Below are 25,790 nucleotides of genomic sequence, written 5' to 3'. Positions count from 1 at the left end.
GCGCCAGGCCCTCGTACCTGTGCTCAGCTGCAGACCCGCGCGATGGCGCTGGCCAACTGCTCCAGGCGGCCGGCATCCAGCCCGGCGACGTTGGCGCGCCCGCTGCCGACCATATACACGCTGAATTCCTCGCGCAGGCGCTGCACCTGCACGGGCGTCAGGCCGGTGTAGGAGAACATGCCGCGCTGCTCGGCGATATGCGCGAAGCGCTCGCTCAACCCGTGCGGCGCCAGCGCCTCGACCAGACCGCGGCGCAGGCTGGCCACGCGCAGGCGCATGCTCTCCAGTTCGTCCTGCCACAGGCTCCGGAGCTCGGCGTCGCCGAGAATCTCGGCGACCACCGCGGCGCCGTGGGCCGGCGGTGTCGACCACAGGTTGCGGGCGATCGAGGCCAGCTGGCTGCGGATATCGACGAGCTTGCCGGCATCGCCAGCGCAGACGATCAGCGCGCCGGTGCGTTCGCGGTACAGGCCGAAGTTCTTCGAGCAGGAGCTGGTGATCAGCAGCTCCGGCAGCTCGGCGGCGAACAGGCGTACGGCCCAGGCGTCCTGCTCCAGGCCGTCGCCGAAGCCCTGGTAGGCGAAGTCGATCAACGGCAGCAGCTCGCGTGCCTTGACCACCTCCAGCACGCGCTTGAAGTCGCGCGGGCCGAGGTCGAAGCCGGTGGGGTTGTGGCAGCTGGCGTGCAGCAGCACCACGTCGCCCTTGGGCAGCTGGGCCAGCGCCGCGATCATCGCCTCCACGTCCAGGCGGTTGTCGGCGCCGACGTAGGGGTAGTGGCCGACCTTGAGCCCGGCCTCGGCGAACAGGGTTTCGTGGATCGGCCAGGTCGGGTCGCTCAGCCAGATGCCGCGCCCCGGCAGGCAGTGGCGGATGAACTCGCCGGCCAGGCGCAGGGCGCCGGTGCCGCCGGGCGTCTGCGTGGCGCCGGCGCGCCGGCCGGCCAGCAGCGGCGAATCCGCGCCCAGCACCAACTGGCTGAGGCGTTCGGCGAAGGCCGCATCGCCATGGCCGCCGACGTAGGTCTTGGTCAGCTCGGATTTGATCAGACGCTGCTCGGCCAGCTTGACCGCACGGGGAATCGGCGTCAGGCCCTGGGCGTCCTTGTACACGCCGACGCCCAGGTCCAGCTTGGCCGGGTGGCGGTCCTGGCGATAGGCCTCCATCAGGCCCAGGATCGGGTCGCCCGGCACCCGGGCAACCTTGGCGAAATGGCTCACTTGCGACCCTCGGCAGCGGCGGCGAGCACGTCGGTACGCGCGGCCATGATGAAGTCGTTGCGGTGCAGGCCGCGCATCTCGTGGCTCCACCAGGTGACGGTGACCTTGCCCCATTCGGTGAGCAGGGCGGGGTGGTGGCCGACTTCCTCGGCGATGGCGCCGACCGCGTTGGTGAAGGCCAGGGCGTGGCGGAAGTTCTTGAACAGGTACACGCGCTCCAGCTCCATATGGTCGCCGCGCACCTCGATGTTCCAGTCCGGAATCTCGCGGATCAGTTCGGCCAGTTCTTCATCGGACACCTTCGGCGCATCGGCGCGGCAGGCTTCGCATTGGGCTTGGGCAAGGCTCATGGGTTTTCTCCTGATTTTTTGTAGCCCGGATGAAATCCGGGGTCATGTCTGCGGGCGATCCCGGATTTCATCCGGGCTACTCGCCCCAGAGTTCCAGGGTGAGCGTAGGTTGGTTAGGCCGCCTTGGGCGGAAACTTCGGCGCGTGCAGGCCCATCCGCATGGCCTGGTGCACCAGCGCCATGATGTCCTGGTGGGCCAGCTCGAACAGGCGCTTGAGCTCGGGCAGGACGAAATACAGCGGCTGCAGGATGTCGATGCGGTAGGGCGTGCGCATCGCCTCCAGCGGGTCGAAGGCCTGGTGCTCGGGCACGTCGGACAGGGCGTAGAGGGTCTCCTTCGGCGAGGAGAGGATGCCGCCGCCGTAGATGCGCCGGCCGGCCGGGGTGTCGACCAGGCCGAACTCGATGGTCAGCCAGTACAGCCGCGCCAGGTACACGCGCTCTTCCTTGCTCGCCTGCAGGCCGAGCTTGCCGTAGGTGTGGGTGAATTCGGCGAACCAGGGGTTGGTCAGCAGCGGGCAGTGGCCGAAGATCTCGTGGAAGATGTCCGGCTCCTGCAGGTAGTCCAATTCTTCCGGGGTGCGGATAAAGGTGGCCACCGGAAACTGCTTGCTGGCCAGCAGCTCGAAGAAGGTCTGGAACGGGATCAGCGCCGGCACCCGCGCCACGCGCCAGCCGGTGCTGGCCTCGAGCACCCGGTTGATCTCGCCGAGCTGTGGGATGCGCTCCAGCGGCAGGCCGAGCTGTTCGATGCCGTCCAGGTATTCCTGGCAGGCGCGGCCTTCGATCACCTTCAACTGGCGGGTGATCAGGGTGTTCCACACCTGGTGCTCGGCGTCGGGGTAGTGGATAAAACCGCTGTCGTCCGGTTCCCGGGCCAGGTACTGCGTGCCTTTCATCGATGCCTCCTGCGGGGGCTGTTGTTCTTGTCTTGGACAAAGAAGTAACCCGAGTGCGTGGACAGGGGCAGGGGCGGGCAGGGGGATGGGCGGCAGTGGAACGGGTTAACCCGTAAAGAATGGATTACGGCTTCGGCGAAATGGCCGGATATCGCCTTGTCGCTGCGCTAGGCTGTCACATATTCTTGACGAAAATTACGCCGCCCGCGTCGATTTTCTCCCGGGGCGGCCCATAACCAGCCTGATCCGAGCCTTGCTATGCGTATCAAAGTCCACTGCCAGAACCGCGTCGGCATCCTGCGCGACATCCTCAACCTGCTGGTCGACTACGGCATCAACGTCGCCCGTGGCGAGGTCGGCGGCGAGCAGGGCAACGCCATCTACCTGCACTGCCCGAACCTGATCAACCTGCAGTTCCAGTCGCTGCGGCCCAAATTCGAGGCCATCCCCGGGGTGTTCGGCGTCAAGCGCGTCGGCCTGATGCCCAGCGAACGGCGCCACCTGGAGCTCAATGCGCTGCTCGGCGCGCTGGATTTTCCGGTGCTGTCGATCGACATGGCCGGCAGCATAGTGGCGGCCAACCGCAGCGCCGCCCAGCTGCTCGGCGTGCGCGTCGACGAGGTACCGGGCATGGCGTTGTCGCGCTACGCCGAGGACTTCGACCTGCCCGAGCTGGTGCGCGCCAACAAGGCGCGGATCAACGGCCTGCGGGTGAAGATCAAGGGCGACGTGTTCCTCGCCGATATCGCCCCGCTGCAGAACGAGCACGACGACAGCGAGGCGCTGGCCGGCGCGGTGCTGACCCTGCACCGCGCCGACCGGGTCGGCGAGCGCATCTACCACGTGCGCAAGCAGGAGCTGCGCGGCTTCGACAGCATCTTCCAGAGCTCGAAGGTGATGGCCGCGGTGGTCAAGGAGGCGCGGCGCATGGCGCCGCTGGACGCGCCGCTGCTGATCGAGGGCGAGACCGGCACCGGCAAGGAGCTCTTGGCCCGTGCCTGCCACCTGGCCAGCCCGCGCGGCCAGTCGCCCTTTATGGCGCTCAACTGCGCCGGGCTGCCGGAGTCCATGGCCGAGACCGAGCTGTTCGGCTACGGCCCCGGCGCCTTCGAGGGGGCGCGCCCGGAAGGCAAGCTCGGCCTGCTGGAGCTGACCGCCGGCGGCACGCTGTTTCTCGACGGCGTCGGCGAGATGAGCCCGCGCCTGCAGGCCAAGCTGCTGCGCTTTCTGCAGGACGGCTGCTTCCGCCGCGTCGGCAGCGACGAAGAGGTCTATCTGGACGTGCGGGTGATCTGCGCCACCCAGGTCGACCTGTCCGAGCTGTGCGCCCACGGCGAGTTTCGCCAGGACCTCTATCACCGCCTCAACGTGCTCAGCCTGCATATCCCGCCGCTGCGCGAATGCCTCGACGGCCTGACGCCGCTGGTGGAGCACTTCCTCGACCAGGCCAGCCGGCAGATCGGCTGCGCGCTGCCCAAGCTGGCGCCGGCGGTGCTGGACAAGCTGGCTCACTACCATTGGCCGGGCAACGTGCGTCAGCTGGAGAACGTGCTGTTCCAGGCGGTGTCGCTGTGCGACGGTGGCACGGTCAAGGCCGAGCACATCCGCCTGCCGGACTACGGCGCGCCGCAGCCCCTGGGCGAGTTCTCGGTGGAAGGCAGCCTCGACGACATCCTTGGGCGCTTCGAAAAGGCGGTGCTGGAGCGGCTGTACCACGATCATCCGAGCAGCCGCCAGTTGGGCAAGCGCCTCGGCGTGTCGCACACCACCATCGCCAACAAGCTGCGTCAGCATGGGGTGGGCAAGGAATAGGCTAGGCCGCGCTCACCGGGCGGGGGATCAGAACGGCGCCGGGCACTCGAAGCGCATCCGCGCGCCGCTCTGCGGGTGGGTCAGGCTCAGCATGCTGGCATGCAGGCACAGGCGCTGATGGGCGGCCAGGGCCTGTTCGTGGGCATAGAGGCGGTCGCCCAGCAGCGGATGGCCGATGGACAGCATATGCACGCGCAGCTGGTGCGAGCGGCCGGTGATGGGGGTGAGCTCGACCCGGCACCAGTCGCCGCAGCGCTCGAGCACGCGCCAGTGGGTCAGGGCGTGCTTGCCCAGCTCATGGTCGACCACGTGGCGCGGCTTGCTCGGCGGGTCGTAGCGCAGCGGCAGGTCGATGCTGCCGCTATCGCCCTCGAGCTGGCCCCAGCACAGCGCGGTGTAGGCCTTCTCGGTCTCGCGGTCGTGGAACTGGCGCGACAGCTCGCGGTGGCTGTCGGCGTCGCGGGCCAGCACGATGATGCCGGAGGTTTCCCAGTCCAGGCGGTGGACGATGCGCGCCTCGGGGTAGCCGTTGTCCTGCAGGCGGGTGACCAGGCAGTCCTTGTTGTCATCGGCGCGGCCGGGCACCGAGAGCAGCAGGGTGGGCTTGTTGATCACCAGCAGGGCGGCGTCCTGGTGGAGTATTTCGATCTGGCTAAGGGGCATGGGGCGTTCGCAGCGGTCTTGTAGGAGCGAGCTCTGCTCGCGAAGTCTGCTGGCTACCGGCGTTCGCGAGCAGAGCTCGTGCCTACAGGTGCCTGGGACTATAAACGAACACGGCGGCCGAAGCCGCCGTGAACCGGGCCGGTAGCTATCAGCGATCCGGCAGGGTGATGTTGAGCTCCAGGATCGAGCAACTGCCCTGGTTCTCCAGGGCGACCTGGACCTGATCCGAGTCGATATTGACGTACTTGCGGATCACTTCGACCAGTTCTTGCTGCAGCGCCGGCAGGTAGTCCGGCTGGCTGCGCTGGCCGCGTTCGTGGGCGACGATGATTTGCAGACGCTCTTTCGCGATCGACGCCGGGGTTTCCTTTTTGCGTTCGCGAAAGAAGTCGAAAATATTCATTTAGCGAGCTCCGAATAAGCGTTGCATGAGTCCTTTCTTCTGCACGTCGAGGAAGCGATGCGGCACTTCCTTGCCGAGCAGGCGTTCGACCGCGTCGCTGTACGCCTGGCCGGCGTCGCTCTGCTCGTCGAGGATCACCGGCACGCCCTGGTTGGAGGCCTTGAGTACCGCCTGCGACTCGGGAATCACGCCGAGCAGACGGATGGCGAGGATTTCCTCGACGTCCTCGACGCCGAGCATCTCGCCCTTGGTCACGCGCTCGGGGTTGTAGCGGGTCAGCAGCAGGTGTTCCCGGATCGGCTCCTCGCCCTTCTCGGCGCGGCGCGACTTGCTCGCCAGCAGGCCGAGCATGCGGTCGGAGTCGCGTACCGAGGAGACTTCCGGGTTGGTCACGACGATCGCCTCGTCGGCGAAGTACATGGCCAGGTGCGCGCCCTTCTCGATGCCGGCCGGCGAGTCGCAGACCACGTAGTCGAAGTTCTGCGACAGTTCGCCGATCACCTTCTCCACGCCTTCCTGGGTCAGCGCGTCCTTGTCGCGGGTCTGGCTGGCAGCCAGCACGAACAGGTTCTCGATGCGCTTGTCCTTGATCAGCGCCTGGGTCAGGGTGGCTTCGCCGTTGACCACGTTGACGAAGTCGTACACCACGCGGCGTTCGCAGCCCATGATCAGGTCGAGGTTACGCAGGCCGACGTCGAAGTCGACGATGACGGTCTTGTGCCCGCGCAGGGCGAGGCCGGTACCGATGGCGGCGCTGGTGGTGGTTTTACCGACACCACCCTTGCCGGAAGTAACTACGAGGATTTTGGCCAAGGTGATTCACCCCAAGAAATGAAGAAAAAGCGGGAATCCGTAGGCTGTTATTGGGCTTCCGGATGCCTTTTTGTGTCCCTGAAAATTGGCCGCAGTATCCGTTAAAGGCGGGTGATGTTCAACACGTCACCCGACAGGCTGACATGCACCGCATCGCCCCACAGCGGGTCGCGGCGCAGGTCTTCGGCGACCTTGTAATGACCGGCGATCGACAGCATTTCGGCGCCCATTTGCTGACAGAAAATCCGTGCCTTGCCGTTGCCCTTGACGCCGGCCAGGGCGCGGCCGCGCATGGGCGCGTAAACGTGGATGTTGCCGTCAGCGAGAAGTTCCGCCCCGGCGCTGACCGGGGCCAGGACGATCAGGTCACCGCCCTGGGCGTAGACCTGCTGGCCGCCGCGCACCGGGCTGGTGATGATCTTGCTCGGCTTGTGTTCGGGTTCGGCCGGCTTCTCGACCTTCTTCGGTGCCGGGTCGAGCGGTCGTTCGCGCGCGCCGGAGGGCGGCAGCACCGGCAGGTCCATGGCCTCGGCGGCGGCGATATCGGCCTCGCGGCTGGCGCGGATGGCCAGGGTGCGCAGGCCGTGGTGGCGGCACAGGGCCATCAGCTCGGCCAGGTCCAGTTCGCCTTCGCCGTCCGGCAGTTTGTCCAAGGCCAGCACCAGCGGGGTGTTGCTGAAGAAGGCCGGGGCCTGGGCGACCTTTTCCGCGAGCTGCGCGTCGAGGCGGGCCAGGTCGTTGTGCGCCAGCTCCATCACGGTGATGGCGAGCATGCTGCCCTTGAGCTGGAACACGGGGTCTTGGGCGAGGAGATCGGCTTGGCTCATGGGAGGGCGATGGGCCTTGTGGCGAGTCGGAAAGTTGCCCGGACTTATAGCGACTCGAGCTGCAAGCCGCAAGCCGCCGACACCCTGGCTTCCGAGTCGGCGGGAAAACTGCGTTAGAATGCGCGGCTTTGCTCGTGCTCGGAAACCTTTCATGGATCGCCCACGCTTTCGCGCCTATTTCCTTCATCCGCGCTTCTGGCCGCTGTGGCTCGGCCTAGGTCTGCTGTGGCTGGTGGTGCAGTTGCCCTATGCGCTGCTGCTGAGGCTCGGGCGCGCGCTGGGCTGGCTGATGTACCGCACGGCCGGCTCGCGCCGGCGCATCGCCGCGCGCAACCTGGAGCTGTGCTTCCCGCAGCTGAGCGCGGCCGAGCGCGAACGCCTGCTCAAGGAGAACTTCGCCTCCACCGGCATCGCCTTCTTCGAGATGGCCATGAGCTGGTGGTGGCCCAAGGCGCGCCTGGCGCCGCTGGCGCACATCGAGGGGCTGGAGCACCTCAAGCAGGCGCAGGCCGAAGGCCAGGGGGCGATCCTGATGGCCGTGCACTTCACCACCCTGGAGATAGGCGCCGCGCTGCTCGGCCAGCGCCACACCATCGACGGCATGTACCGCGAGCACAAGAATCCGCTGTTCGACTTCATCCAGCGCCGTGGCCGCGAGCGGCACAACCCCGACGCCAGCGCCATCGAGCGTGAGGACATCCGCGCCATGCTCAAGGTGCTGCGCGCCGGCCGCGCCATCTGGTACGCGCCGGACCAGGACTACGGGCGCAAGCAGAGCATCTTCGTGCCGCTGTTCGGCATCCCCGCGGCCACCGTCACCGCCACCAGCAAGTTCGCCCGCCTGGGCAAGGCGCGGGTGATTCCCTTCACCCAGCAGCGCCTGGCCGACGGCAGCGGCTACCGCCTGGTCATCCACCCGCCGCTGGCGGACTTCCCCGGCGACAGCGAGGAGGCCGACTGCCTGCGCATCAACCAGTGGATCGAGCAGGTGGTCAGCGCCTGCCCCGAGCAGTACCTGTGGGCGCACCGGCGCTTCAAGACCCGCCCCGAGGGCGAGGCCAGGCTGTACGGGAAGCGCAAGTAGCTCGCCTATACTCGAATAAACCCCAGGATCTGCCCCGATGACCGTCATTGCCCGCCCCCACGAGCCTGTCACCGGGCTGATCCTCTCCGGCGGCGGGGCGCGGGCGGCCTATCAGGTCGGCGTGCTGGCGGCCATCGCCGACCTGCTGCCGGATGCCGCGCACAACCCCTTTCCGGTGATAGTCGGCACCTCGGCCGGCGCGGTGAACGCGGTCGGCCTGGCCTGCGGGGCGCTGCATTTCAGCGAGGCGGTGCGACGCCTGACCGCGGTGTGGCAGGGTTTTCACACCCATATGGTGTACCGCAGCGACTGGCCGGGGGTGCTGCGCCAGGCGGCGCGCTTCGTCGGCCACAGCCTGCTCGGCCTGGGTCGCGAGGTGCCGGTGGCGCTGCTCGACAGCTCGCCGCTGCGCGAGCTGCTGGCGCGCGAGCTGGATTTCTCCGGCATCGCCGCGGCGGTGCGCCATCGCCAGCTGCGCGCCGTGGCGGTGACCGCCTTCGGCTACGAGAGCGGCCAGGCGGTGACCTTCTACCAGGGCCGCGCCACCATCGACCCCTGGTTCCGCCACCGCCGCGTCGGCGTGCCGACCCGCCTGCAGCTGGAACACCTGCTGGCCAGCGCCTCGATCCCGCTGCTCTTCCCGCCGGTGAAGATCAACCGCGAGTATTTCGGCGACGGCGCGGTGCGCCAGTCGGCGCCGATCAGCCCGGCGCTGCACCTGGGCGCCAGTCGCGTGCTGGTGATCGGGGTCAGCGGCAACGCCCAGCTCGAGCCCAGCCAGCCGGCGCCGCGCCCGCTCAGCAATCGCCCGCCGAGCCTGGCGCAGATCGGCGGCCATCTGCTCAACAGCACCTTTATCGACAGCCTGGAAAGCGATATCGAGCTGCTCGACCGGCTCAACCAGTTGAGCGGCCTGGTGCCGACGGAGCATCGCCCGCGCGGCCTTGGCCTAAACCCGGTGGACGTGCTGGTGATCGCCCCGAGCCGGCCGCTGGATCAGATCGCCGCGCGCCACCAGCGCGAGCTGCCGCGGGCGCTGCGCCTGTTCCTGCGCGGGCCGGGGGCGACCAAGGCGGGCGGCGCCGGGGTGCTCAGCTACCTGTTGTTCGAGCCCGGCTACTGCAGCGAGCTGATCGAGCTGGGCTACCAGGACGCCATGGCGCGCAAGGCCGACCTGTGCGCCTTTCTCGGTCTGGCCGAGGTGGCGCAGCCGGCCTGACACTGCGCCGGATCAGGCCAGCACGCCGTCGCGGAAATCGCGCAGGGCCTGCTCGATCTCCTCGCGGCTGTTCATCACGAACGGGCCGTACTGCACGATGGGCTCGTGCAGCGGCGTGCCGGCGATCAGCAGCACCCGTGCGCCCCGGGCGCTGGCCAGATGCAATTCACCCGCGTCGGACAGCCGCACCAGGCGTCCGGCGCTGACGGGTTGCGCGCTGGCCTCGGGCAGTTCGAGCAAGCCTTCGTAGACGTACAGCATCACCCGCTGGCCGTCGGCCAGGCGCGGGGCGATCCGGCTGCCGGGCGGCAGGCGCAGGTCGAACAGCTGCGGCTGGGTGTGCGGGCGCTGCACGGCGCCGGCCTGGCGGAGCTGGCCGTCGTCGAACTGGCCGGCGATCACCACCACCTCGACGCCGCCTGCCGTGGTCAGGCGCGGAATCTCCTCGGCCGGAATATCGCGGTAGCCGGGGTCGCCCAGTTTGTCCCTGGCCGGCAGGTTGAGCCACAGCTGGAAACCGCGCATGGCGCCGGACTCCTGTTCGGGCATCTCGCTGTGGACGATGCCGCGCGCGGCGGTCATCCACTGCACGCCGCCCGTGCCGAGCAGGCCGACGTTGCCCAGGTGGTCCTCATGGCGCATGCGTCCTTCGAGCATATAGGTGATGGTCTCGAAGCCGCGGTGCGGGTGCGGCGGGAAGCCGGCGATGTAGTCGTCCGGGTCGCTGCTGGAGAACTCGTCGAGCATCAGGAAGGGATCGAAGCGCTCCAGGCCGGGGCCACCGATCACCCGGTTGAGGCGCACGCCGGCGCCGTCCGAGGCCGGCTGGCCGGGTTGGATGCTGAGGATGCGGCGGGCTTGGATCATGGTGTGGACTCCGTCGGTCGAGGCGATGGAGATCATGCTACGCCGATCTTGTCGATCAAATAGCGCAAGTTTTGCGGGCTATTGATCGATCTGTTCGATGTTTCAGTGGGCGGGGCAGGGGCTGGCCGGGCGGCTTTCGCCGGGCAGTTCGAAATCCTCGATCAGCTGGCAGATGGCCTGGCCGTCGGCCGCGCATTGCGGCCGCGCGGCCCAGTCGGCGAGGGCGCGCTGCATCACCCCGGCCAGGCGCTGGCATTCGGCGATATGCGCCTCGAGCGCGTGCAGGCGCTCGCCGAGCAGTTCGCGCACCTCGGCGCAGGGCTCGGCGCCGCTGTCGGCGCGGGCGAGGATGGCCTGCACGTCCTTGAGGCTGAAGCCCAGGCGGCGAGCGCGGGCGATAAAGCGCAGGCGCTTGAGGTCCTCGGTGGCGTAAAGCTGGTAGCCGTTGTGCGGATCGCGCCGCGGTTTGAGCAGGCCGAGGTCGGTGTAGTGGCGCACGGTATCGCCGCTGACGGCGGCGGCCTTGGCCAGTTGGGCGACGCGCATGCTGCACTCCTTCTGCTGGCGAGAGGCCGTCAGCTTAAAACCGCGGGGCGGCCCCGCGGTCAACGGGTTTATCCCGCTGCTCGGCGGCCTGTCATTCGGCAATCTTCAGCTTGCGCGACTCGTGATAGAAGTAGCGCAGCTTCTCGTACTCGAACGGCGAGTTGAGCTGGCCGTAGCGGAAGCTGGTGTGCGCCCGCTCGTCCACCGCGCGCAGCGCCGTGATGCCGGGGTTGCGGCTGCTGGCGTCGGCCACGTCGAGGTAGTTGACCGCGCTTTCCAGGCTGTAGTCCGCCACCAGCCCGCCGGTGTCGCGCAGGTTGGAGGGGCCGAGCAGCGGCAGCATCAGGTAGGGGCCGGCCGGCATGCCGTAGTGGCCGAGGGTCTGGCCGAAGTCTTCGCGCAGCCGGGGCAGGCCCATCCGGCTGGCCGGGTCCCAGATGCCGCCGATGCCGAGGATGGTGTTGAACAGCAGCCGCGCGGTGCTGTTCATCGCCCGCTGGCCCTTGAGCTGCAGCAGGCTGTTGGCCAGGGTCGGCACTTCGCCGAGGTTGCTGAAGAAGTTGTGGATGCCGCTTTCCACCAGGTTCGGGGTGACGTAGCGGTAGCCGTCCACCAGCGGCAGGAACACCCACTGATCGAAGCGGTAGTTGAAGTGGTAGACGCGGCGGTTCCACGACTCCAGCGGGTCGTACACCTGCAGGGCGTCGTTGGAGGCGCGTTCGAACTCCTGCTGATCCAGCCCCGGGTTGAAACGCAGGTGCTGCAGCGGGTTGGTGAAGCCGTCGGGGTCGGCGTGGTGTTCGGCCAAGGCCGGCCCGCTGCCCAACAGCAGGGCGATCAGAATCCAGTGCTTAGCCACGGAAGAACTCCAGCATGGCGTCGCTGTTGACGCGGTAGTTGAGGTTGCCGCAGTGCCCGCCGCGCGGGTACAGGGTCAGGCGCTCGCCGAAGGCGCGGCGCAGGAAGCCAATGTCGCCGGGGCCGAGGATCAGGTCGTCGGCGTTGTGCATCACCGCCACCTTGTCGCTGCCCTTGAGGTAGTCCTCCAGCGCATAGAGGCTGGCCGCATCGATCAGCTGGTTGAGGCTGCCGCCGTCGTAGCGGGCGCGCCACATCGGCACCAGCTGTTCGGCGATGTAGCAGTCGAAGTCGCAGCGCAGCGCCAGCTGGAAGAAGGGGGTGAGGCTGGTGCCCTCGCTGATGCGATAGCCCTGCGGGGTGATCAGGCCGCGGCGGTTGAGCAGGTCCGAGCTGAACACTATGTCGGCGGCGGCGAAGCGGAATACCGTGCCGATGAGCATGGCCATCTGCTCGTCGGAGAGCTTCTCCTTGGACTGCTGGAAGTCGTAGAGCATGGCCTCGTTGATATCCAGGTAACCCTTCTCGTTGAAGTAGCGGGTCAGCTTGCCGAGCACCAGGTCGTAGAAGTTGGTGCTGTTGTCGATACCCTCGACCTGGGTCTGCACCAGGCGGTCGAGGTTGGTGATCGAGGTGTAGAGGTTGACCGGCGGGTTGAGCAGCAGCACGCGCTTGAAGTCGAAGGCGCGGCGGGTTTCGTCGAGCTGGCTGACGAAGGCGGCGTGCAGGCCGCCGAGGCTGTAGCCGGTGAGGTGGAACTCGCTGACCTCGAGCTTGGGGTGCTGGGCGCGCACCGCCTGCATGGCGCGGTACAGGTCGTCGGCATCGTCCGGGGTGTAGCCCGGGGTGGCGAAGCGCGAGGCGGCGGCCATGAAGTCGTAGCTGGTCGGCGACGACAGCTGCACCACATGGAAGCCGGCGCCGTAGAACAGCTTCTTCAGGTATTCCGGGGTGCCGCTGGAATAGTGCGCACCGGTGCCGGCGATGATGAAGATCAGCGGCGCACGGCCCTTCTGCTGGGCCAGGCGGTACTGCAGCTTGGTCACCGGCCAGAAGTTCTTCAGCAGCTCGAACTCGCGATCCGGACGGATGCGCACGGCGTAGTCGCGCTGGTCGATGGCGTCGTCGGCGGGCAACGCCGGGCGCAGCTGCGGCGGGGTGGTGGCGATGGTCGCCTCGAACGGGTTGGCCAGCGGAAAGCCGTAGCTTTCGGCGTCCACGTCCGCCGCTGCGGCGGACGCACAGAAGACCAGGCCGCCGAGCAGGGCGGCGAGTCGGGCAAGGCTGGGCATGTGCAAGTCCCTTTTAGGAAGAGAACGTCTCGATTGAACAGCCCGCTTATGACAGCAATAGCTGGGGCAAAGTGCCAGAACCGCCGTTTATCGAGGCTGTCCGGCCAGCGCGTCCAGCGCCTCGCCGGTCAGCCGGTAGACGGTCCAGTCGTCCTGCGGCGTGGCTCCCAGGCCTTCGTAGAAGCCGATGGCCGGCGTGTTCCAGTCCAGCACCGACCACTCCAGGCGGCCGCAGCCGCGACTCACCGCCAGGCGTGCCAGCTCGGCCAGCAGCGCCTTGCCGAGGCCGGCGCCGCGGGCGGCGGGACGCACGTAGAGGTCTTCCAGATACAGTCCGGGACGGCCGAGGAAGGTGGAGTAGTTGTGGAAGAACAGGGCGAAGCCGGCGGCCTCGCCGTCCACCTCGCCGATCAGCACTTCGGCGAAGGGGCGCGGGCCGAACAGGTGTTCGGTCATCTGCAGCGGATCGGCGACCACCTGGTGGCTGAGCCGTTCGTACTCGGCCAGTTCCTGGATGAAGTCGAGAATCAGCGAAATATCGGCGGGTTGCGCGGGGCGCAGGCTCAGCTTGGACATGGCGGCTCCTTGTGGATGCTGCCGAGTATGCCGCGGGTGCCCAGGGCTCTGGCAAGTCGCCGATCAGACGTGGTGATGCAGCCAGGCATGCCTGGGAATGGCCGACTCGCGCTTCTTCGCCTCCAGGTGCGCCCAGAACTTCTCGTGGAAGTAGAAGCCCACCGAGTTGCACAGCGGCTCGACCGCCGCCACCAGGCCGCTGACCGCGACGCTGCCGGTCAGCGCGTAGGCCACGCCGAAGGCGATGCAGAAGTGCATGATGGTGAAGGTCAGGGTCTTGAGCATGCTGCACCTCGATGAGAATCGTTTCGCGTCGAGAGCAAGGCTAGTCCCCCTGTGCAGCCGGGGGAAATGCGGGCTGTGCATGGCTTCGATAGTCGAAGTGCATGAGCGGGATGTTATTGAGGGTTTTGCTCTATTTGTCTCGCGGCGCCGCGCCCTGCCAAAGAGGCGCGCGCCATTGACAGGAGGTTGTTGCATGCCGGTCCGCGATCGCCCTGGCTCCACCACGGCGCCGCCGCCGCGGGTGGTGAACTGATGCTGCTGCGCCTGGCCGCCGATGCGCTGGTGCTGCTGCACCTGGCCTTTATCCTCTTCGTGCTGGGCGGCGGCCTGTTGCTGCTGCGTTGGCCGCGCCTGGTCTGGCTGCACCTGCCGGCAGTGGCCTGGGGCGCGGTGGTGGAGTTGTGCCACCTGCTGTGCCCGCTGACGCCCTGGGAGAACCAGTTGCGCCGCGCGGCGGGGCAGGCCGGTTACGACGGCGGCTTCGTCGAACACTACCTGATCCCGCTGATCTACCCGGCCGGACTGACGCCGCAGATCCAGCTGTGGCTCGGCGCACTGGTGCTGCTGGTCAACGGCGCGGTGTACGGCTGGCTGCTGTGGCGCTGGAGACGCAGGCCGTAGCGCCGATTTGCCCTGCCTATTCATAAGCCTGATGAAGGGCAGGCGGCACTATTTCCTTCGCTACACTGCCAGCCATTCCAACCGGACATTGAAAAGGCAGGCCCGCTATGCAAAACCGCATGATGATTACTGGCGCCGGTTCCGGCCTGGGGCGCGAGATCGCCCTGCGCTGGGCGCGCGATGGCTGGCGTCTGGCCCTGGCCGACGTCAACGAGGCCGGCCTGGCCGAGACCCTCAAGCTGGTGCGCGAGGCCGGCGGCGACGGTTTCACCCGCCGCTGCGACGTGCGCGACTACAGCCAGCTGACCGCGTTGGCGCAGGCCTGCGAAGAGCAGTTCGGCGGCATCGACATCATCGTCAACAACGCCGGGGTGGCGTCCGGCGGCTTCTTCAGCGAGCTGTCGCTGGAGGACTGGGACTGGCAGATCGCGATCAACCTGATGGGCGTGGTCAAGGGCTGCAAGGCCTTCCTGCCGTTGCTGGAGCAGAGCAAGGGCAAGATCGTCAACATCGCCTCGATGGCGGCGCTGATGCAGGGGCCGGCGATGAGCAACTACAACGTGGCCAAGGCCGGCGTGGTGGCGCTGTCGGAAAGCCTGCTGATCGAGCTGCGTCAGCAGGAGATCGGCGTGCACGTGGTTTGCCCGTCGTTCTTCCAGACCAACCTGCTGGACTCCTTCCGCGGTCCGACCCCGGCGATGAAGGCGCAGGTCGGCAAGCTGCTGGAAAGCTCGCCGATCAGTGCGGCGGATATCGCCGAGTACATCCACGCCGAGCTGGCCAAGGGCAGCTTCATGATCCTGCCGCACGAGATGGGCCGCATGGCCTGGGCGCTCAAGCAGAAGAACCCGCAGGCGCTCTACGACGAGATGGCCAACATGGCCGACAAGATGCGCGGCAAGGCCAAGCCGGCGGGTTGACCGAAAGGTCAGTTAATTGCCGCTGCAGGCTTGCCCGAGCGGGCCTGCGGGGGTAGGGTGGCCGATCCGGCCTGCCTGCCGTTCTGACCTTGGATAATCCGTGAAACCAGTCCCTCGGGCCCTGCTGCTGGTGGCCCTGGTGCTGGCGGCGATCAACCTGCGCCCCGGCATCACCTCCCTCGCCCCGCTGATCGAGCGGATCGCCGCCGAGCTGTCGCTGAGCCGCAGCTTCATCAGCCTGACCACCGCGCTGCCGGTGCTGTGCATGGGCCTGCTCGCCCCGCTGGCGCCGCGCCTGGCGCTGCGCTGGGGGCTGGAGCGCACCATCGTACTGTGCATGGCGCTGATCGCCCTGGCCCTGCTGGCGCGTCTGGCGGCGCACCAGAGTGCGGTGCTGATCGCCAGCGCCATCGCCCTCGGCGCCGCCATCGCGGTGGCCGGGCCGCTGCTGTCGGGTTTCATCAAGCGCTATTTCGCCGGGCAGATGGGCCGTGTGGTGGGCTGGTATTCCCTCGGCATGGCCATCGGCGGCGCCGCCGGCGCGGTGCTCACCGCGCCGGCCACCGCGCTGTTCGGCGATGCCTGGCACCTCGGCCTGGCGGTCTGGGCGCTGCCGGCGCTGCTCGGCGTGCTGCTCTGGCTGTGCCTGCCCAACCAGCTCGGCGCCGGCGAAGCGCCGGAGGGCGGTCTGCCCTGGCGGCAGCCGCGCGCCTGGCTGATCAGCTGTTTCTTCGCCCTGCAGGCCGGGCTGTTCTATGCCCTGGCCACCTGGGTGGTGGCGCGCTACCACGAGGCCGGGCTGAGCCTGCTGCGCAGCAACTCGCTGCTCAGCCTCTCGATGCTGATGGGCTTGCCCAGCTCCTTCCTGCTGCCCTGGCTGGCGCAGCGCTTCGATGCCCGCTACTCGCTGCTGCTGGCTTGCGGCGTGCTGAGCAGCCTGAGCCTGGCGATGATCAGCTTTGCCCCGAGCGTGGTCCCCGAGCTCTGGGCGGTGCTGATCGGCTTCGGTCTCGGCGGCTCCTTCGCCCTGTCGCTGGTGCTGCCGCTGTACGAGGCCGGCTCGCCGCTGGCGGTCAGCCGCTGGACCGCGATGATGCTGTTCACCGGCTACGGCCTGGCCTGCATGACGCCGATACTCACCGGCCTGGCGCGCGACCTGTCCGGCAGTTACCGCCTGCCGTTCGCCGCGCTCACCGGCCTGGCCCTGCTGATGACGCTGATCGCCTGGCTGCTCGGGCGCAGCCAGCGGCGCCAGCGGTGAAGAATTCGCGCCAGTTCCTTTCTTGCCCGCCGGGGCTGTGTTAGAAGGCGGTCTGTTTTTCCTGGAGTGCCGGTGTGGAGTCCGAATCCATCGTCTATGGCTGCATCCGCGACTGGCCCTCGGATGACCCCGAGCTGCGTCGCCTGCGCCGCGAAACCAACCACGGCGTGCTGGCCGAACTGCCGGCCGGCGACCTCTGGCCCTTCCTCGGCCGCGAGATGTTCTCCTTCTGCGAGCAGCCCGGCGCCGGCCTGTACCAGACCCAGGTGATCCACTTCGGCGCCAGCTACGGCGCGGTGGAGTACGAGTGGAACCTGTGGATCGAGGCCTTCGAGGCGCTGCTCAAGCGCCTGTACTGGGCCAGTGCGGTGGTGCACCTGGAAACCGAGCTCAATGGCGTGCACACCTTCCGCTGGGAATCCGACAGCGGCTTTCACAGCCCCCAGGAGGGCGCCCTGCGCGTGCGTTGCGCCTGGGAACGCGAAGGCATGCTGCGCGGCTGAGGAGGCGAACGTGCTCAACTACCTGTGGTTCCTGCTCGCCGCACTGCTGGAGATCGCCGGCTGCTACGCCTTCTGGATGTGGCTGCGGCTCGACCGCAGCGCCTGGTGGATAGTGCCCGGGCTGCTCAGCCTGGCGCTGTTCGCGCTGATCCTGACGCGGGTCGAGGCGGCGTTCGCCGGGCGTGCCTACGCCGCCTACGGCGGGGTCTATATAGTCGCTTCGCTGGCCTGGCTGGCGCTGGTCGAGAAGACCCGGCCGCTGGCCAGCGACTGGCTGGGCGCGGCGCTATGCCTGGCGGGCGCCGCCATCATCCTGTTCGGGCCGCGCTTCGCGCCGTCCTGAACCGCGGGCCAGAGCGCTGCGCTGCTTATAGAGAATCGAAGTAAAAAAGTTCCGCTGTCATGAAATCTTTATATATTGGCAACTGAGCTGAAATAACCCCTCGCCAAGATTCCCCCCAGCACGAACGAGCCCTGCGCTCGGGTGTTTTCAACACTAAAAGTCCAACAGGGGAATTTCTCGATGATCCGTAAGCACTTCGCCGGTTTCGCAGCCAGCGCCCTGGCCCTGGCCGTTTCCGCCCAGGCTTTCGCCGGCACCGTCACCACCGACGGCGCCGATATCGTGATCAAGACCAAAGGTGGCCTGGAAGTAGCGACTACCGACAAGGAGTTCAGCTTCAAGCTCGGCGGCCGCTTGCAGGCCGACTATGGCACTTTCGACGGTTTCTACACCCGCAACGGCAACAACGCCGACGCCGCCTACTTCCGTCGTGCCTTCCTGGAGCTCAGTGGCACCGTCTACAAGGACTGGAAGTATGTGCTGAGCTACGACCTCGCCCACAACGCCGGCAACAGCGACGACGGCTACTTCGACGAGGCGTCGATTGCTTACACCGGCTTCAACCCGGTCAACCTGCGCTTTGGTCGCTTCGATCCGGACTTCGGTCTGGAGAAGGCCACCAGCTCCAAGTGGATCACCGCCATCGAGCGTTCCGCCATCTATGAAATCGCCGACTGGGTCAACGGCCACGAGAACGGCATGGGCGTGCAGGCCAGCTCGGTTCTGGGCAACATGGCCTTCCTGTCCGGTGGCGTCAGCGCCAAGGACAGCAACGACACCGACGGCGAGAGCGTCAAACAGTTCAACGTGCGCGGCGTGTTCGCGCCGATGGCCGAGGCCGGCAATGTCCTGCACCTGGGTCTGAACTACGCCAACCGCGGTCTCGACGATGTCGCCGCAGACGGCCGTATCCGTCCGCGTCTGACCGTGCGGGGCGTGTCCACCAACGGCGGCAACGACGCCGGTACCAACGGCAACCGCGCCACCTTTGGCGGCTTCCAGGGCGTGGCTGGCGACTTCGACAACGACGCGGCCTGGGGTGCCGAACTGGCCTACGCCATGGGCCCGTTCTCGGCTCAGGCCGAATACCTGGCGCGCAAGCTGAAGGCCGACCGTGCCGGTATTGAAGACGTCGAAGCCAACGGTTACTACGCTCAGCTGGCCTACACCCTGACCGGCGAATCGCGCGGCTACAAGCTCGACGGCGCGAAGTTCGACAGCATCAAGCCGGAGAACAAGCAGCTCGGCGCCTGGGAAGTCTTCTACCGCTACGACAACATCAAGGTCGAAGACGACAACGTCACCGTGGCCACCGCCACCCGCGAAGTGGGCGACACCAAGGCCAAGCTGCACACCGTAGGCGTCAACTGGTACGTCAACGACGTGGTCAAGGTAGCCGCCAACTACGTCAAGGCCGAGACCGACAAGATCACCAACAACGTGGGTGACGACGACGGCGACGCTTTCGTGATGCGCATGCAGTACGCGTTCTGATTCAACGCCGACTCTGCTCCTGTTTGAGCCCCGCCTGATGGCGGGGCTTTTTTGTTGCTCGCCACCCCTGGCGGCCATCCGGCGGGCCGGTGCCAGGCGAGGTTAAAAATGGCGCCCGGGCTTTTTTTCGCCCACGGCACAGGCCAGACTGCGCCCATGCCGATCATGACCCTGCACCGACTTGCCGACCTGGATCCAGCCAGCTGGGACGCGCTGCTGCCCGACGCCCAGCCCTTTCTGCGTCACGCCTTTCTCGGTGCCCTGGAAGACAGCGCCAGCGTCGGCGGGCGCAGCGGCTGGCAGCCGGCGCACCGGCTGTGGCTGGACCGGCGCGGCACGCTGCGCGCCGCCATGCCGGCCTACCTCAAGCAGCATTCCTACGGCGAGTACGTGTTCGATCACGCCTGGGCCGACGCCTGCCGCCGCGCCGGCATCGGCTATTACCCCAAGCTGCTCGGCGCGGTGCCCTTCTCCCCGGTCGGCGGCGCGCGCCTGCTCGGCGATCCGCAGGCCGCCGGGCAACTGCTCGACGCCCTGGCCGCGGGCCTGCCCGAAGAGGGCCTGTCGAGCCTGCACATCAACTTCACCGCACCGGCCTGCGACGCCCTGCTGCAGGGCCGCACCGGCTGGCTGGAACGCCTCGGCTGCCAGTTCCACTGGACGAACCGCGGCTACCGCGACTTCCAGGACTTTCTCGAGGCGCTGAGTTCGCGCAAGCGCAAGCAGCTGCGCAAGGAGCGCGAGCAGGTGGCGGGGCAGGGCATCGACTTCGACTGGCGCCAGGGCGGTGAGCTGAGCGAGGCGGACTGGGACTTCGTTTACCAGTGCTACGCCAACACTTACCAGGTGCGCGGCCAGGCGCCGTACCTGACGCGCGCCTTCTTCAGCCTGCTGGCCGAACGCATGCCCGACGCCATCCGCGTGGTGCTGGCGCGCCAGCGCTCGCGTCCGGTGGCCATGGCCTTCAGCCTGCTCGGCGGCGGCTCGCTCTACGGCCGCTACTGGGGCTGCCTGGCCGAGTTCGACCGGCTGCATTTCGAGACCTGCTTCTACCAGGGCATGCAGTTGGCCATCGACCAGGGCCTGGCCCGTTTCGATGCCGGCGCGCAGGGCGAGCACAAGCTGATCCGCGGTTTCGAGCCGGTGATCACTCGCTCCTGGCATTACCTCTGCCATCCCGGCTTGCGCGCCGCGGTGGCGGATTTCCTCGCCCAGGAACGCCCCGGCGTGCTGGCCTACGCCGAGGACGCGCGGCGCTACCTGCCCTATCGCCAGGGCTGAGGGCGTTAGCGCTGGCCGGCTCGAACGGCCGTTCGCCGGAAGTTCCCCGGGCTGGAGCTTTCTGTAAAAACTCCAGAGCTTTTTGCAAGAAGCCCGCGCCGCTCTGCCACTAAATTCCGCCCTTCACTTTTCGTCACGACCGTTTTCCGGCCGCGCCCATTGGTCAGACCAGCGATGCTGAGCTAGACCGATAACAGCGGCCAGCACGGTGGTGGCGCGATTCGGTGGCCGCAGGCGTCAGCCAGGGAGGTCAGGGAGGGTGCCCAGGCACTTGCCGATGCAGTGACGATGCGGTGGAGATCCCACAGCGCCGGTTTCTGCCCTTGCCTGTGCCCGCCAATGCGCCGGTGCGACGAGTGACAGAGAGCGGAGCCCGGCACTCGCCACGAGCGGGTGCGTTTTGCCATTCAGGGCATGGGCGGTCGCCGATGCCCGATAACAACAAACGAGAGGGGAGCCCCCCAATGACAGCTAGTACTCCAATGCTCGTCACCTTCGTGGTGTACATCGCAGCCATGGTGCTGATCGGCCTGGTCGCCTATCTGCGCACCAAGAACCTTTCCGACTACATCCTCGGCGGCCGCAGCCTCGGCAGTTTCGTTACCGCGCTGTCCGCCGGTGCCTCCGACATGAGCGGCTGGCTGCTGATGGGCCTGCCGGGCGCCATCTTCATCGCCGGTATCTCGGAAAGCTGGATTGCCATCGGCCTGGTCATCGGTGCCTACCTCAACTGGCTGTTCGTCGCCGGCCGTCTGCGCGTGCAGACCGAGCACAACGGCAACGCCCTGACCCTGCCGGACTACTTCACCAACCGCTTCGAAGACAACAGCCGCATCCTGCGCATCTTTTCCGCCGTGGTGATCCTGGTGTTCTTCACCATCTACTGCGCCTCCGGCGTGGTCGCCGGTGCCCGTCTGTTCGAGAGCACCTTCGGCATGAGCTACGAGACCGCACTGTGGGCCGGCGCCGCCGCTACCATCGCCTACACCTTCATCGGCGGCTTCCTCGCGGTGAGCTGGACCGACACCGTGCAGGCCACGCTGATGATCTTCGCCCTGATCCTCACCCCGATCGTGGTGCTGATCGCCACCGGCGGCGCCGATGCGACCTTCGCCGCCATCGAGCTGAACGACGCCACCAACTTCGACATGCTCAAGGGCGCCACCTTCGTCGGCGTGATCTCGCTGATGGCCTGGGGCCTGGGCTACTTCGGCCAGCCGCACATCCTGGCGCGCTTCATGGCCGCCGAGTCGGTGAAGGCCATTCCGGCCGCGCGCCGCATCTCCATGACCTGGATGATCCTGACCCTGGCCGGTGCCGTGGCCGTCGGCTTCTTCGGCATCGCCTACTTCGCCGCCCACCCGGAACTGGCCGGCCCGGTCGCCGAGAACCCGGAGCGGGTGTTCATCGAGCTGTCCAAGCTGCTGTTCAACCCCTGGATTGCCGGCATCCTGCTGTCCGCCATCCTCGCCGCGGTGATGAGCACCCTGAGCTGCCAGCTGCTGGTGTGCTCCAGCGCCCTGACCGAGGACTTCTACAAGGCCTTCCTGCGCAAAGGCGCCTCGCAGACCGAACTGGTCTGGGTCGGCCGCGCCATGGTGCTGCTGGTGGCGCTGATCGCCATCTGGCTGGCCGCCAACCCGGAAAACCGCGTCCTGGGCCTGGTGTCCTACGCCTGGGCCGGCTTCGGTGCCGCCTTCGGCCCGGTGGTGATCCTCTCCCTGGTGTGGAAAGGCATGACCCGTAACGGCGCCCTGGCCGGCATGCTGGTCGGTGCCACCACGGTGATCGTGTGGAAGAACTGGATCGGTCTGGGCCTGTACGAGATCATCCCGGGCTTCATCCTCGCCACCCTGGCGATTCTGATCTTCAGCCGCATCGGCAACGGCCCGAGCAAGGCGATGCTGCAGCGTTTCGACGAAGCGGAGAAGGAATACCAGTCGGTCTGATCCCCTGGCAGTGACGACACAGGCGGTGGTTGCCTCGGCAACCACCGCCTTTTTTATGCCTGCGCAGGAAACGGTAGGCGCGGTCTCATACGCCCATGGGGGCCTCGGCGAGGCCGCAGTCACACCGCTTCCCGGGACCGGATCGGCTTTCGTTGTCGGCCGCCTTTGGCTAAGGTGGCATCCCCCGTTCCCCGATCCCGTACAGGTTGCCCATGACCGCGAAAGACCCGCTCCACGGCCTCACCCTGCAGGCCATCCTCAGTGCCCTGGTGGAGCGTCTCGGTTGGGAGGGGCTGGCCCGGCATATCGATATCCGCTGTTTCAAGCACGAGCCGAGCCTCAAGTCCAGCCTGGCCTTCCTGCGCAAGACGCCTTGGGCGCGGGCCAAGGTCGAGGCGCTCTATCTGCAACAGTTCCAAGACCGCCCCTAGGCGCGAGCCGCGTCGGCAAGGCGGGCGGCGCGATGAGGCGTCACCGCCAGCTGATCTGCGGCGCGCTCTGCGGCGCCTGGCACAGGGTGGCGCTGCCCGGTTCCAGGTAGGGCGCGAGGATCGGCGCCATGCCCTTGAGCACCTGCACCGGCAGCGCCGAGGTGAAGGTGAATTTCTCCGCCTCGCGGCCGGGGACGAAGGCGGTGAGGGTGCCGTAGTGGCGCGGGCCGAGGAAGAAGACGAAGGTGGCGGTGCGGTTCATCGCCCGCGAGCTGAGCACCCGGCCACCGGCGCCGACGCTCTCGATGCGGTTGTCGCCGGTGCCGGTCTTGCCGCCGAGCGTCAGGCTGCGCCCGTCCTGCAGCAGGAAGCTGCCCTGCAGGCGCCGCGCGGTGCCGCCCTCGACCACCTGCGACAGCGCGCCGCGCAGCGCCGCGGCGACTTCCGAGGACATCACCCGCTTGGCGCCGCGGGTATTGCGCTCGACGCGCGTCTCGTAGGGGGTGGCGGCGGCGAAGTGCAGTTCCTCGATGCGCAGCACCGGCTGGCGGATGCCGTCGTTCTGGATGATGCCCATCAGCTCGGCCAGTGCCGCCGGGCGGTCGCCGGAGCTGCCGATGGCGGTGGCCAGTGACGGCACCAGATGGGCGAAGGGATAGCCGAGGTTCTGCCAGCGCCTGTGGATGTCGGAGAAGGCCTCCACCTCCAGCATGATGCGGATGCGGCTGTCGCGGGCGCTCTTGTGCCGGCTGCGGAACAGCCAGCCGTAGACCTCCTGGCGCTCGTCGACGCTGGCGGCGACGGCGTCGCCGAAGCCGGCCTGCGGGTTCTCGATGAGAAAGCCCAGCAGCCACAGCTCCAACGGGTGCACCCGGGCGATGTAGCCCTGGTCCGGCAAGCTGTAGGCGCCGGGGCCGTAGTCCAGGTAGAGGCGGGCGATGCGCTGGTCGGTCAGTTTTTCCTGCGGTACCTGGGCACGCAGGAAGGCGGCGAAGGTGGCCTCGTCGGCCTGCGGCATCAGGTAGCGGTGCACCGCGGCCAGACGGACCGAGGTCTGCCGCAGGCCGCTGAGGAAGGTTTCCAGGCGCTGCTGCTCCGCCTGGCCCTGGTACTTGCGCCAGAAGCGCAGGAGGAAGGTGCGCCCCTCGCGGTCGGCGAAGCTGCGCAGGTATTCCTCGCGGCGCGGGTCCTTGTCGTCCTTGAGCAGTTCGGCGCTGCTCTGGTAGGTGCTGTAGCGCACCAGGTCGCGCATCAGGCGGATGAACGGCAGGTTGATCGACTCGCGCAGGGACTCGCGCAGGGTCGGGATGCGGCCGTTGTCCTCGCGGCGGAAGTTGCCGAAGGTGTGCAGGCCGCCGCCGGTGAAGAAGCGTTCGTACGGGCTGGCGGAGTATTTGCGCTCCAGCGCCGCGTCGAGCATGGCCGGCAGACTGGCGCCGGGGTTGCCGCGCAGGTAGTCGATCGCCCAGCGGCTAAGGTTGTCCTGTGGGGCTATGTCCAGCGCGCGCAGCTCCTCGACGCTCTTGCCGGCATGCCGCTGGTGCAGCTCGGCGATCATCTCCAGGTAGGTGGCCAGCACCCGCAGCTTGGCGGTGGAGCCCAGCTCCAGCTTGCTGCCCTCGTTGATGTCGAACGGCTGGTCGGTGCTGTCGGTCTGCACCCGCACCCGGCTGCCGGTGGCGGTGCGCTCGAACAGGGTGAAGCTGTAGCGCACCTCGGCGGTCTTTTCCGGCGACAGCAGGCGTTCGCCGAACAGGCCGATCTGCCCGGCGAACTCCGGCTCGGCCAGGCGCTGCAGGTAGGCGCTGGCCTGCTGCTGCAGGTCGCGCTGCAGGGTGCTGCGGGCGGCCAGGTCGAGGCGGTCGAGGTCGTACAGCGGCATGCCCAGCAGGTTGGACAGGCGCGAGCGGGCCACGCTGATGCCCTTGTCGCTCTCTACCGGACGCAGGTTGGGTTCCAGCTGCCAGTCACGGTAGCGCAGTTTCTGCGCCAGGGCGGCGTCGCGCAGGGCGCCGTCGATCAGCCCGCCGCCGGCCAGCAGGCGGATATGGCTGTCGGTCAGCGCCTCCATCTCCTTGCGGCCCTGGGCCAGGTAATAGGATGGGCGGCGCTGGGCGATCATCAGCGACAGCACCTGGCGCAGCGCCAGACCGCGCTCGGCCAGGCTGGCCTCGGGGGTACGGGCCGGGTCGAGCAGGGCGTTGCTGCGCTCGAAATCGGCGCCGTACCAGATGCGCAGGCCGTCGGCCAGGCCGTGCACCTCGCCGTGCCCCGGCGCGGCGGACAGCGGCACGCTGTTGAGGTAGTCGCGCACGATGTTCCGCCGCGCCTCCAGGGTCTGCGGGCCCTGCTGATAGGCGCGCACGCTGGCGGAAATCATCTGCCGCAGCTTTTCCCCGGCCGACAGGGTCAGGCCGTCGGGCGAGTGGCGGTATTTCTCCAGCTGGGTGGCCAGGGTGCTGCCGCCGGCGGACTGATCCTGCACGTCGAGCAGCTTGCCCAGCTGCGACAGCGCCGCCATGGCGAAGCGCGGCCAGTCCACCGCCGGGTTGGCCAGCGGCTGCTCGCTGTCGAGCAGGTGACGGTTCTCGATGAACAGCAGGCTGCCCACCACCAGCGGCGGGATGGCGGCGAAGTCGGCATAGCCCTGCTGTGGGTAGCGGAACTGGTAGAACGGCGTGCCGCGGCAGTCGGCGATGCTCAGGCCGCTCTGGCTCTTCTCGACGAACGGCGGGAAGAAGCCGCGGCGGCTATAGGCCATCAGCGCCGGGGAAAAACGCGCCTGCTCGCTGATCAGGAAGTCGCGCTGCTGCAGGCGCTCGAGCATCAGCGGCAGGTAGGCGTAGCCCTGGCGCTTGTCGAACGGCCCGTCGCTCGGGTAGACGATGGCCGGGCTCGGCCCGGGCTCGACGCGATAATTCAGGCTGGCGGCGTAGCGGCTCAATTCGCGGGCCTGAAAGTGCGCACTGCGCAACTCGAAGGCGAGCAGGGCGGCGGCGAGCAGCACCAGCAGCGGTACCAGCAGGTAGGGCAGCAGGCGCCAGCGCCGCGACGGCGGACCCGGCGTCGGTTCGGTCGCCGCGATAGCGTCCGACGCAAGGTCGCGCTGCTGAGGATCGGATTGCCATAATGCGCCCATAATCCACCGGCCTGGCCTGTCAGCTCACGGAAATCCCCCGGGTGAGCGCCGCCAGAAGGCGGGTCACCGCGTTTGCCTGATATCAGCTTAGACGCTGGCGCAGCGTCTAGAATCCACTTCACCGCAAAAATGCA

26 protein-coding genes are annotated in these 25,790 nt (G+C 67.7%); 12 read left to right on the top strand and 14 right to left on the bottom strand.

All coding sequences use genetic code 11. The features are described 5' to 3' along the window. Window positions 1–23: 23 nt before the first annotated feature. The 3 genes from EA796_RS03825 to phhA form a co-directional block, all read right to left on the bottom strand. Window positions 24–1,220, bottom strand: coding sequence for an amino acid aminotransferase (locus EA796_RS03825; RefSeq protein WP_122107579.1), 1,197 nt, complete (start codon window positions 1,218–1,220; stop codon window positions 24–26). Next, window positions 1,217–1,570 (bottom strand): 4a-hydroxytetrahydrobiopterin dehydratase, encoded by a 354-nt coding sequence (locus EA796_RS03820; protein WP_003241907.1) that lies wholly within the window; start codon window positions 1,568–1,570, stop codon window positions 1,217–1,219. The genes EA796_RS03825 and EA796_RS03820 overlap by 4 nt, the downstream gene beginning before the upstream one ends. Before the next feature lie 113 nt (window positions 1,571–1,683). Next, complete coding sequence (gene phhA, locus EA796_RS03815; RefSeq protein WP_021443224.1) at window positions 1,684–2,469, bottom strand: phenylalanine 4-monooxygenase; 786 nt, start codon at window positions 2,467–2,469, stop codon at window positions 1,684–1,686. 258 nt (window positions 2,470–2,727) lie between these two features. Between phhA and EA796_RS03810 the strand changes: the two genes are divergently transcribed. Continuing rightward, complete coding sequence (locus tag EA796_RS03810; RefSeq protein WP_122107578.1) at window positions 2,728–4,281, top strand: sigma-54-dependent transcriptional regulator; 1,554 nt, start codon at window positions 2,728–2,730, stop codon at window positions 4,279–4,281. Window positions 4,282–4,308: 27 nt separating this feature from the next. Here the strand turns inward: EA796_RS03810 and EA796_RS03805 are convergent, their stop codons facing one another. The 4 genes from EA796_RS03805 to minC all read right to left on the bottom strand — a co-directional run bounded on the left by EA796_RS03805 (window position 4,309) and on the right by minC (window position 6,987). Continuing rightward, window positions 4,309–4,944 (bottom strand): RluA family pseudouridine synthase, encoded by a 636-nt coding sequence (locus EA796_RS03805; protein WP_122107577.1) that lies wholly within the window; start codon window positions 4,942–4,944, stop codon window positions 4,309–4,311. Window positions 4,945–5,092: 148 nt separating this feature from the next. Continuing rightward, window positions 5,093–5,347: a cell division topological specificity factor MinE gene (gene minE, locus EA796_RS03800; RefSeq protein WP_021443221.1), complete on the bottom strand. Its 255-nt coding sequence runs from the start codon at window positions 5,345–5,347 to the stop codon at window positions 5,093–5,095. Next, entirely contained in the window at window positions 5,348–6,160 is an 813-nt protein-coding gene (gene minD, locus EA796_RS03795; protein ID WP_021443220.1) for a septum site-determining protein MinD, read from the bottom strand. Window positions 6,161–6,261: 101 nt separating this feature from the next. Further along, window positions 6,262–6,987 carry a septum site-determining protein MinC gene (minC, locus tag EA796_RS03790; protein ID WP_122107576.1) on the bottom strand — a complete coding sequence of 242 codons (726 nt, stop codon included), beginning with the start codon at window positions 6,985–6,987 and terminating at the stop codon, window positions 6,262–6,264. 151 nt (window positions 6,988–7,138) lie between these two features. On the opposite strand from minC, the gene EA796_RS03785 reads away from it, so the two are divergent. Both EA796_RS03785 and EA796_RS03780 read left to right on the top strand, forming a co-directional pair. Beyond that, complete coding sequence (locus EA796_RS03785; protein ID WP_122107575.1) at window positions 7,139–8,071, top strand: lipid A biosynthesis lauroyl acyltransferase; 933 nt, start codon at window positions 7,139–7,141, stop codon at window positions 8,069–8,071. Window positions 8,072–8,108: 37 nt separating this feature from the next. Continuing rightward, window positions 8,109–9,290, top strand: a complete 1,182-nt coding sequence (locus EA796_RS03780) for a patatin-like phospholipase family protein (RefSeq protein ID WP_122107574.1) — start codon at window positions 8,109–8,111, stop codon at window positions 9,288–9,290. A 12-nt stretch (window positions 9,291–9,302) separates the two neighbouring features. Here EA796_RS03780 and EA796_RS03775 read toward each other — a convergent pair whose 3' ends face one another. From EA796_RS03775 to EA796_RS03750, 6 genes are all read right to left on the bottom strand, one after another. Beyond that, window positions 9,303–10,157 (bottom strand): pirin family protein, encoded by an 855-nt coding sequence (locus EA796_RS03775; protein WP_122107680.1) that lies wholly within the window; start codon window positions 10,155–10,157, stop codon window positions 9,303–9,305. A gap of 102 nt (window positions 10,158–10,259) precedes the next feature. Then, on the bottom strand, window positions 10,260–10,703 hold the full coding sequence (locus EA796_RS03770) for a MerR family DNA-binding protein (protein ID WP_122107573.1): 444 nt from the start codon (window positions 10,701–10,703) through the stop codon (window positions 10,260–10,262). Window positions 10,704–10,794: 91 nt separating this feature from the next. After that, window positions 10,795–11,562, bottom strand: coding sequence for a VacJ family lipoprotein (locus EA796_RS03765; protein ID WP_021443875.1), 768 nt, complete (start codon window positions 11,560–11,562; stop codon window positions 10,795–10,797). Continuing rightward, complete coding sequence (locus tag EA796_RS03760; RefSeq protein ID WP_122107572.1) at window positions 11,555–12,853, bottom strand: serine/threonine protein kinase; 1,299 nt, start codon at window positions 12,851–12,853, stop codon at window positions 11,555–11,557. Before EA796_RS03760 ends, EA796_RS03765 begins: the two co-directional genes overlap by 8 nt. A gap of 87 nt (window positions 12,854–12,940) precedes the next feature. Beyond that, on the bottom strand, window positions 12,941–13,429 hold the full coding sequence (locus EA796_RS03755) for a GNAT family N-acetyltransferase (RefSeq protein ID WP_122107571.1): 489 nt from the start codon (window positions 13,427–13,429) through the stop codon (window positions 12,941–12,943). A 63-nt stretch (window positions 13,430–13,492) separates the two neighbouring features. After that, a complete protein-coding gene (locus EA796_RS03750; RefSeq protein WP_122107570.1) occupies window positions 13,493–13,714 on the bottom strand; it encodes a DUF2061 domain-containing protein in 222 nt (73 codons plus the stop codon). A gap of 252 nt (window positions 13,715–13,966) precedes the next feature. Between EA796_RS03750 and EA796_RS03745 the strand changes: the two genes are divergently transcribed. The 9 genes from EA796_RS03745 (at window position 13,967) to EA796_RS03705 (ending at window position 22,517) form a co-directional block, all read left to right on the top strand. Next, window positions 13,967–14,335, top strand: coding sequence for a DUF2784 domain-containing protein (locus tag EA796_RS03745; protein ID WP_122107679.1), 369 nt, complete (start codon window positions 13,967–13,969; stop codon window positions 14,333–14,335). Window positions 14,336–14,442: 107 nt separating this feature from the next. Next, on the top strand, window positions 14,443–15,255 hold the full coding sequence (locus EA796_RS03740) for an SDR family oxidoreductase (RefSeq protein ID WP_021443870.1): 813 nt from the start codon (window positions 14,443–14,445) through the stop codon (window positions 15,253–15,255). Window positions 15,256–15,355: 100 nt separating this feature from the next. Next, window positions 15,356–16,516: a CynX/NimT family MFS transporter gene (locus tag EA796_RS03735; protein ID WP_122107569.1), complete on the top strand. Its 1,161-nt coding sequence runs from the start codon at window positions 15,356–15,358 to the stop codon at window positions 16,514–16,516. 74 nt (window positions 16,517–16,590) lie between these two features. Further along, the gene (locus EA796_RS03730; protein WP_122107568.1) at window positions 16,591–17,019 is read left to right on the top strand and encodes a hypothetical protein; all 429 of its coding nucleotides are present in this window, start codon (window positions 16,591–16,593) and stop codon (window positions 17,017–17,019) included. Between the two features lie 10 nt (window positions 17,020–17,029). Continuing rightward, window positions 17,030–17,362, top strand: a complete 333-nt coding sequence (locus EA796_RS03725; protein WP_122107567.1) for a YnfA family protein — start codon at window positions 17,030–17,032, stop codon at window positions 17,360–17,362. 180 nt (window positions 17,363–17,542) lie between these two features. Beyond that, window positions 17,543–18,856, top strand: a complete 1,314-nt coding sequence (locus EA796_RS03720; RefSeq protein WP_021444563.1) for an OprO/OprP family phosphate-selective porin — start codon at window positions 17,543–17,545, stop codon at window positions 18,854–18,856. A gap of 156 nt (window positions 18,857–19,012) precedes the next feature. Continuing rightward, window positions 19,013–20,137 (top strand): GNAT family N-acetyltransferase, encoded by a 1,125-nt coding sequence (locus EA796_RS03715; RefSeq protein WP_122107566.1) that lies wholly within the window; start codon window positions 19,013–19,015, stop codon window positions 20,135–20,137. A gap of 464 nt (window positions 20,138–20,601) precedes the next feature. After that, entirely contained in the window at window positions 20,602–22,086 is a 1,485-nt protein-coding gene (gene putP / locus EA796_RS03710) for a sodium/proline symporter PutP (RefSeq protein ID WP_122107565.1), read from the top strand. A 212-nt stretch (window positions 22,087–22,298) separates the two neighbouring features. Further along, window positions 22,299–22,517 carry a VF530 family DNA-binding protein gene (locus EA796_RS03705; RefSeq protein WP_021445059.1) on the top strand — a complete coding sequence of 73 codons (219 nt, stop codon included), beginning with the start codon at window positions 22,299–22,301 and terminating at the stop codon, window positions 22,515–22,517. Between the two features lie 40 nt (window positions 22,518–22,557). Here EA796_RS03705 and EA796_RS03700 read toward each other — a convergent pair whose 3' ends face one another. Then, window positions 22,558–25,656 (bottom strand): transglycosylase domain-containing protein, encoded by a 3,099-nt coding sequence (locus tag EA796_RS03700; RefSeq protein ID WP_122107564.1) that lies wholly within the window; start codon window positions 25,654–25,656, stop codon window positions 22,558–22,560. Window positions 25,657–25,790 lie beyond the last annotated feature (134 nt).

The organism is Pseudomonas sp. AOB-7, from assembly GCF_003696305.1.
Lineage (GTDB): Bacteria > Pseudomonadota > Gammaproteobacteria > Pseudomonadales > Pseudomonadaceae > Aquipseudomonas.
The sequence above is the reverse complement of the archived record's forward strand: the minus strand, read 5'-3'. Positions and strand labels throughout refer to the sequence as shown.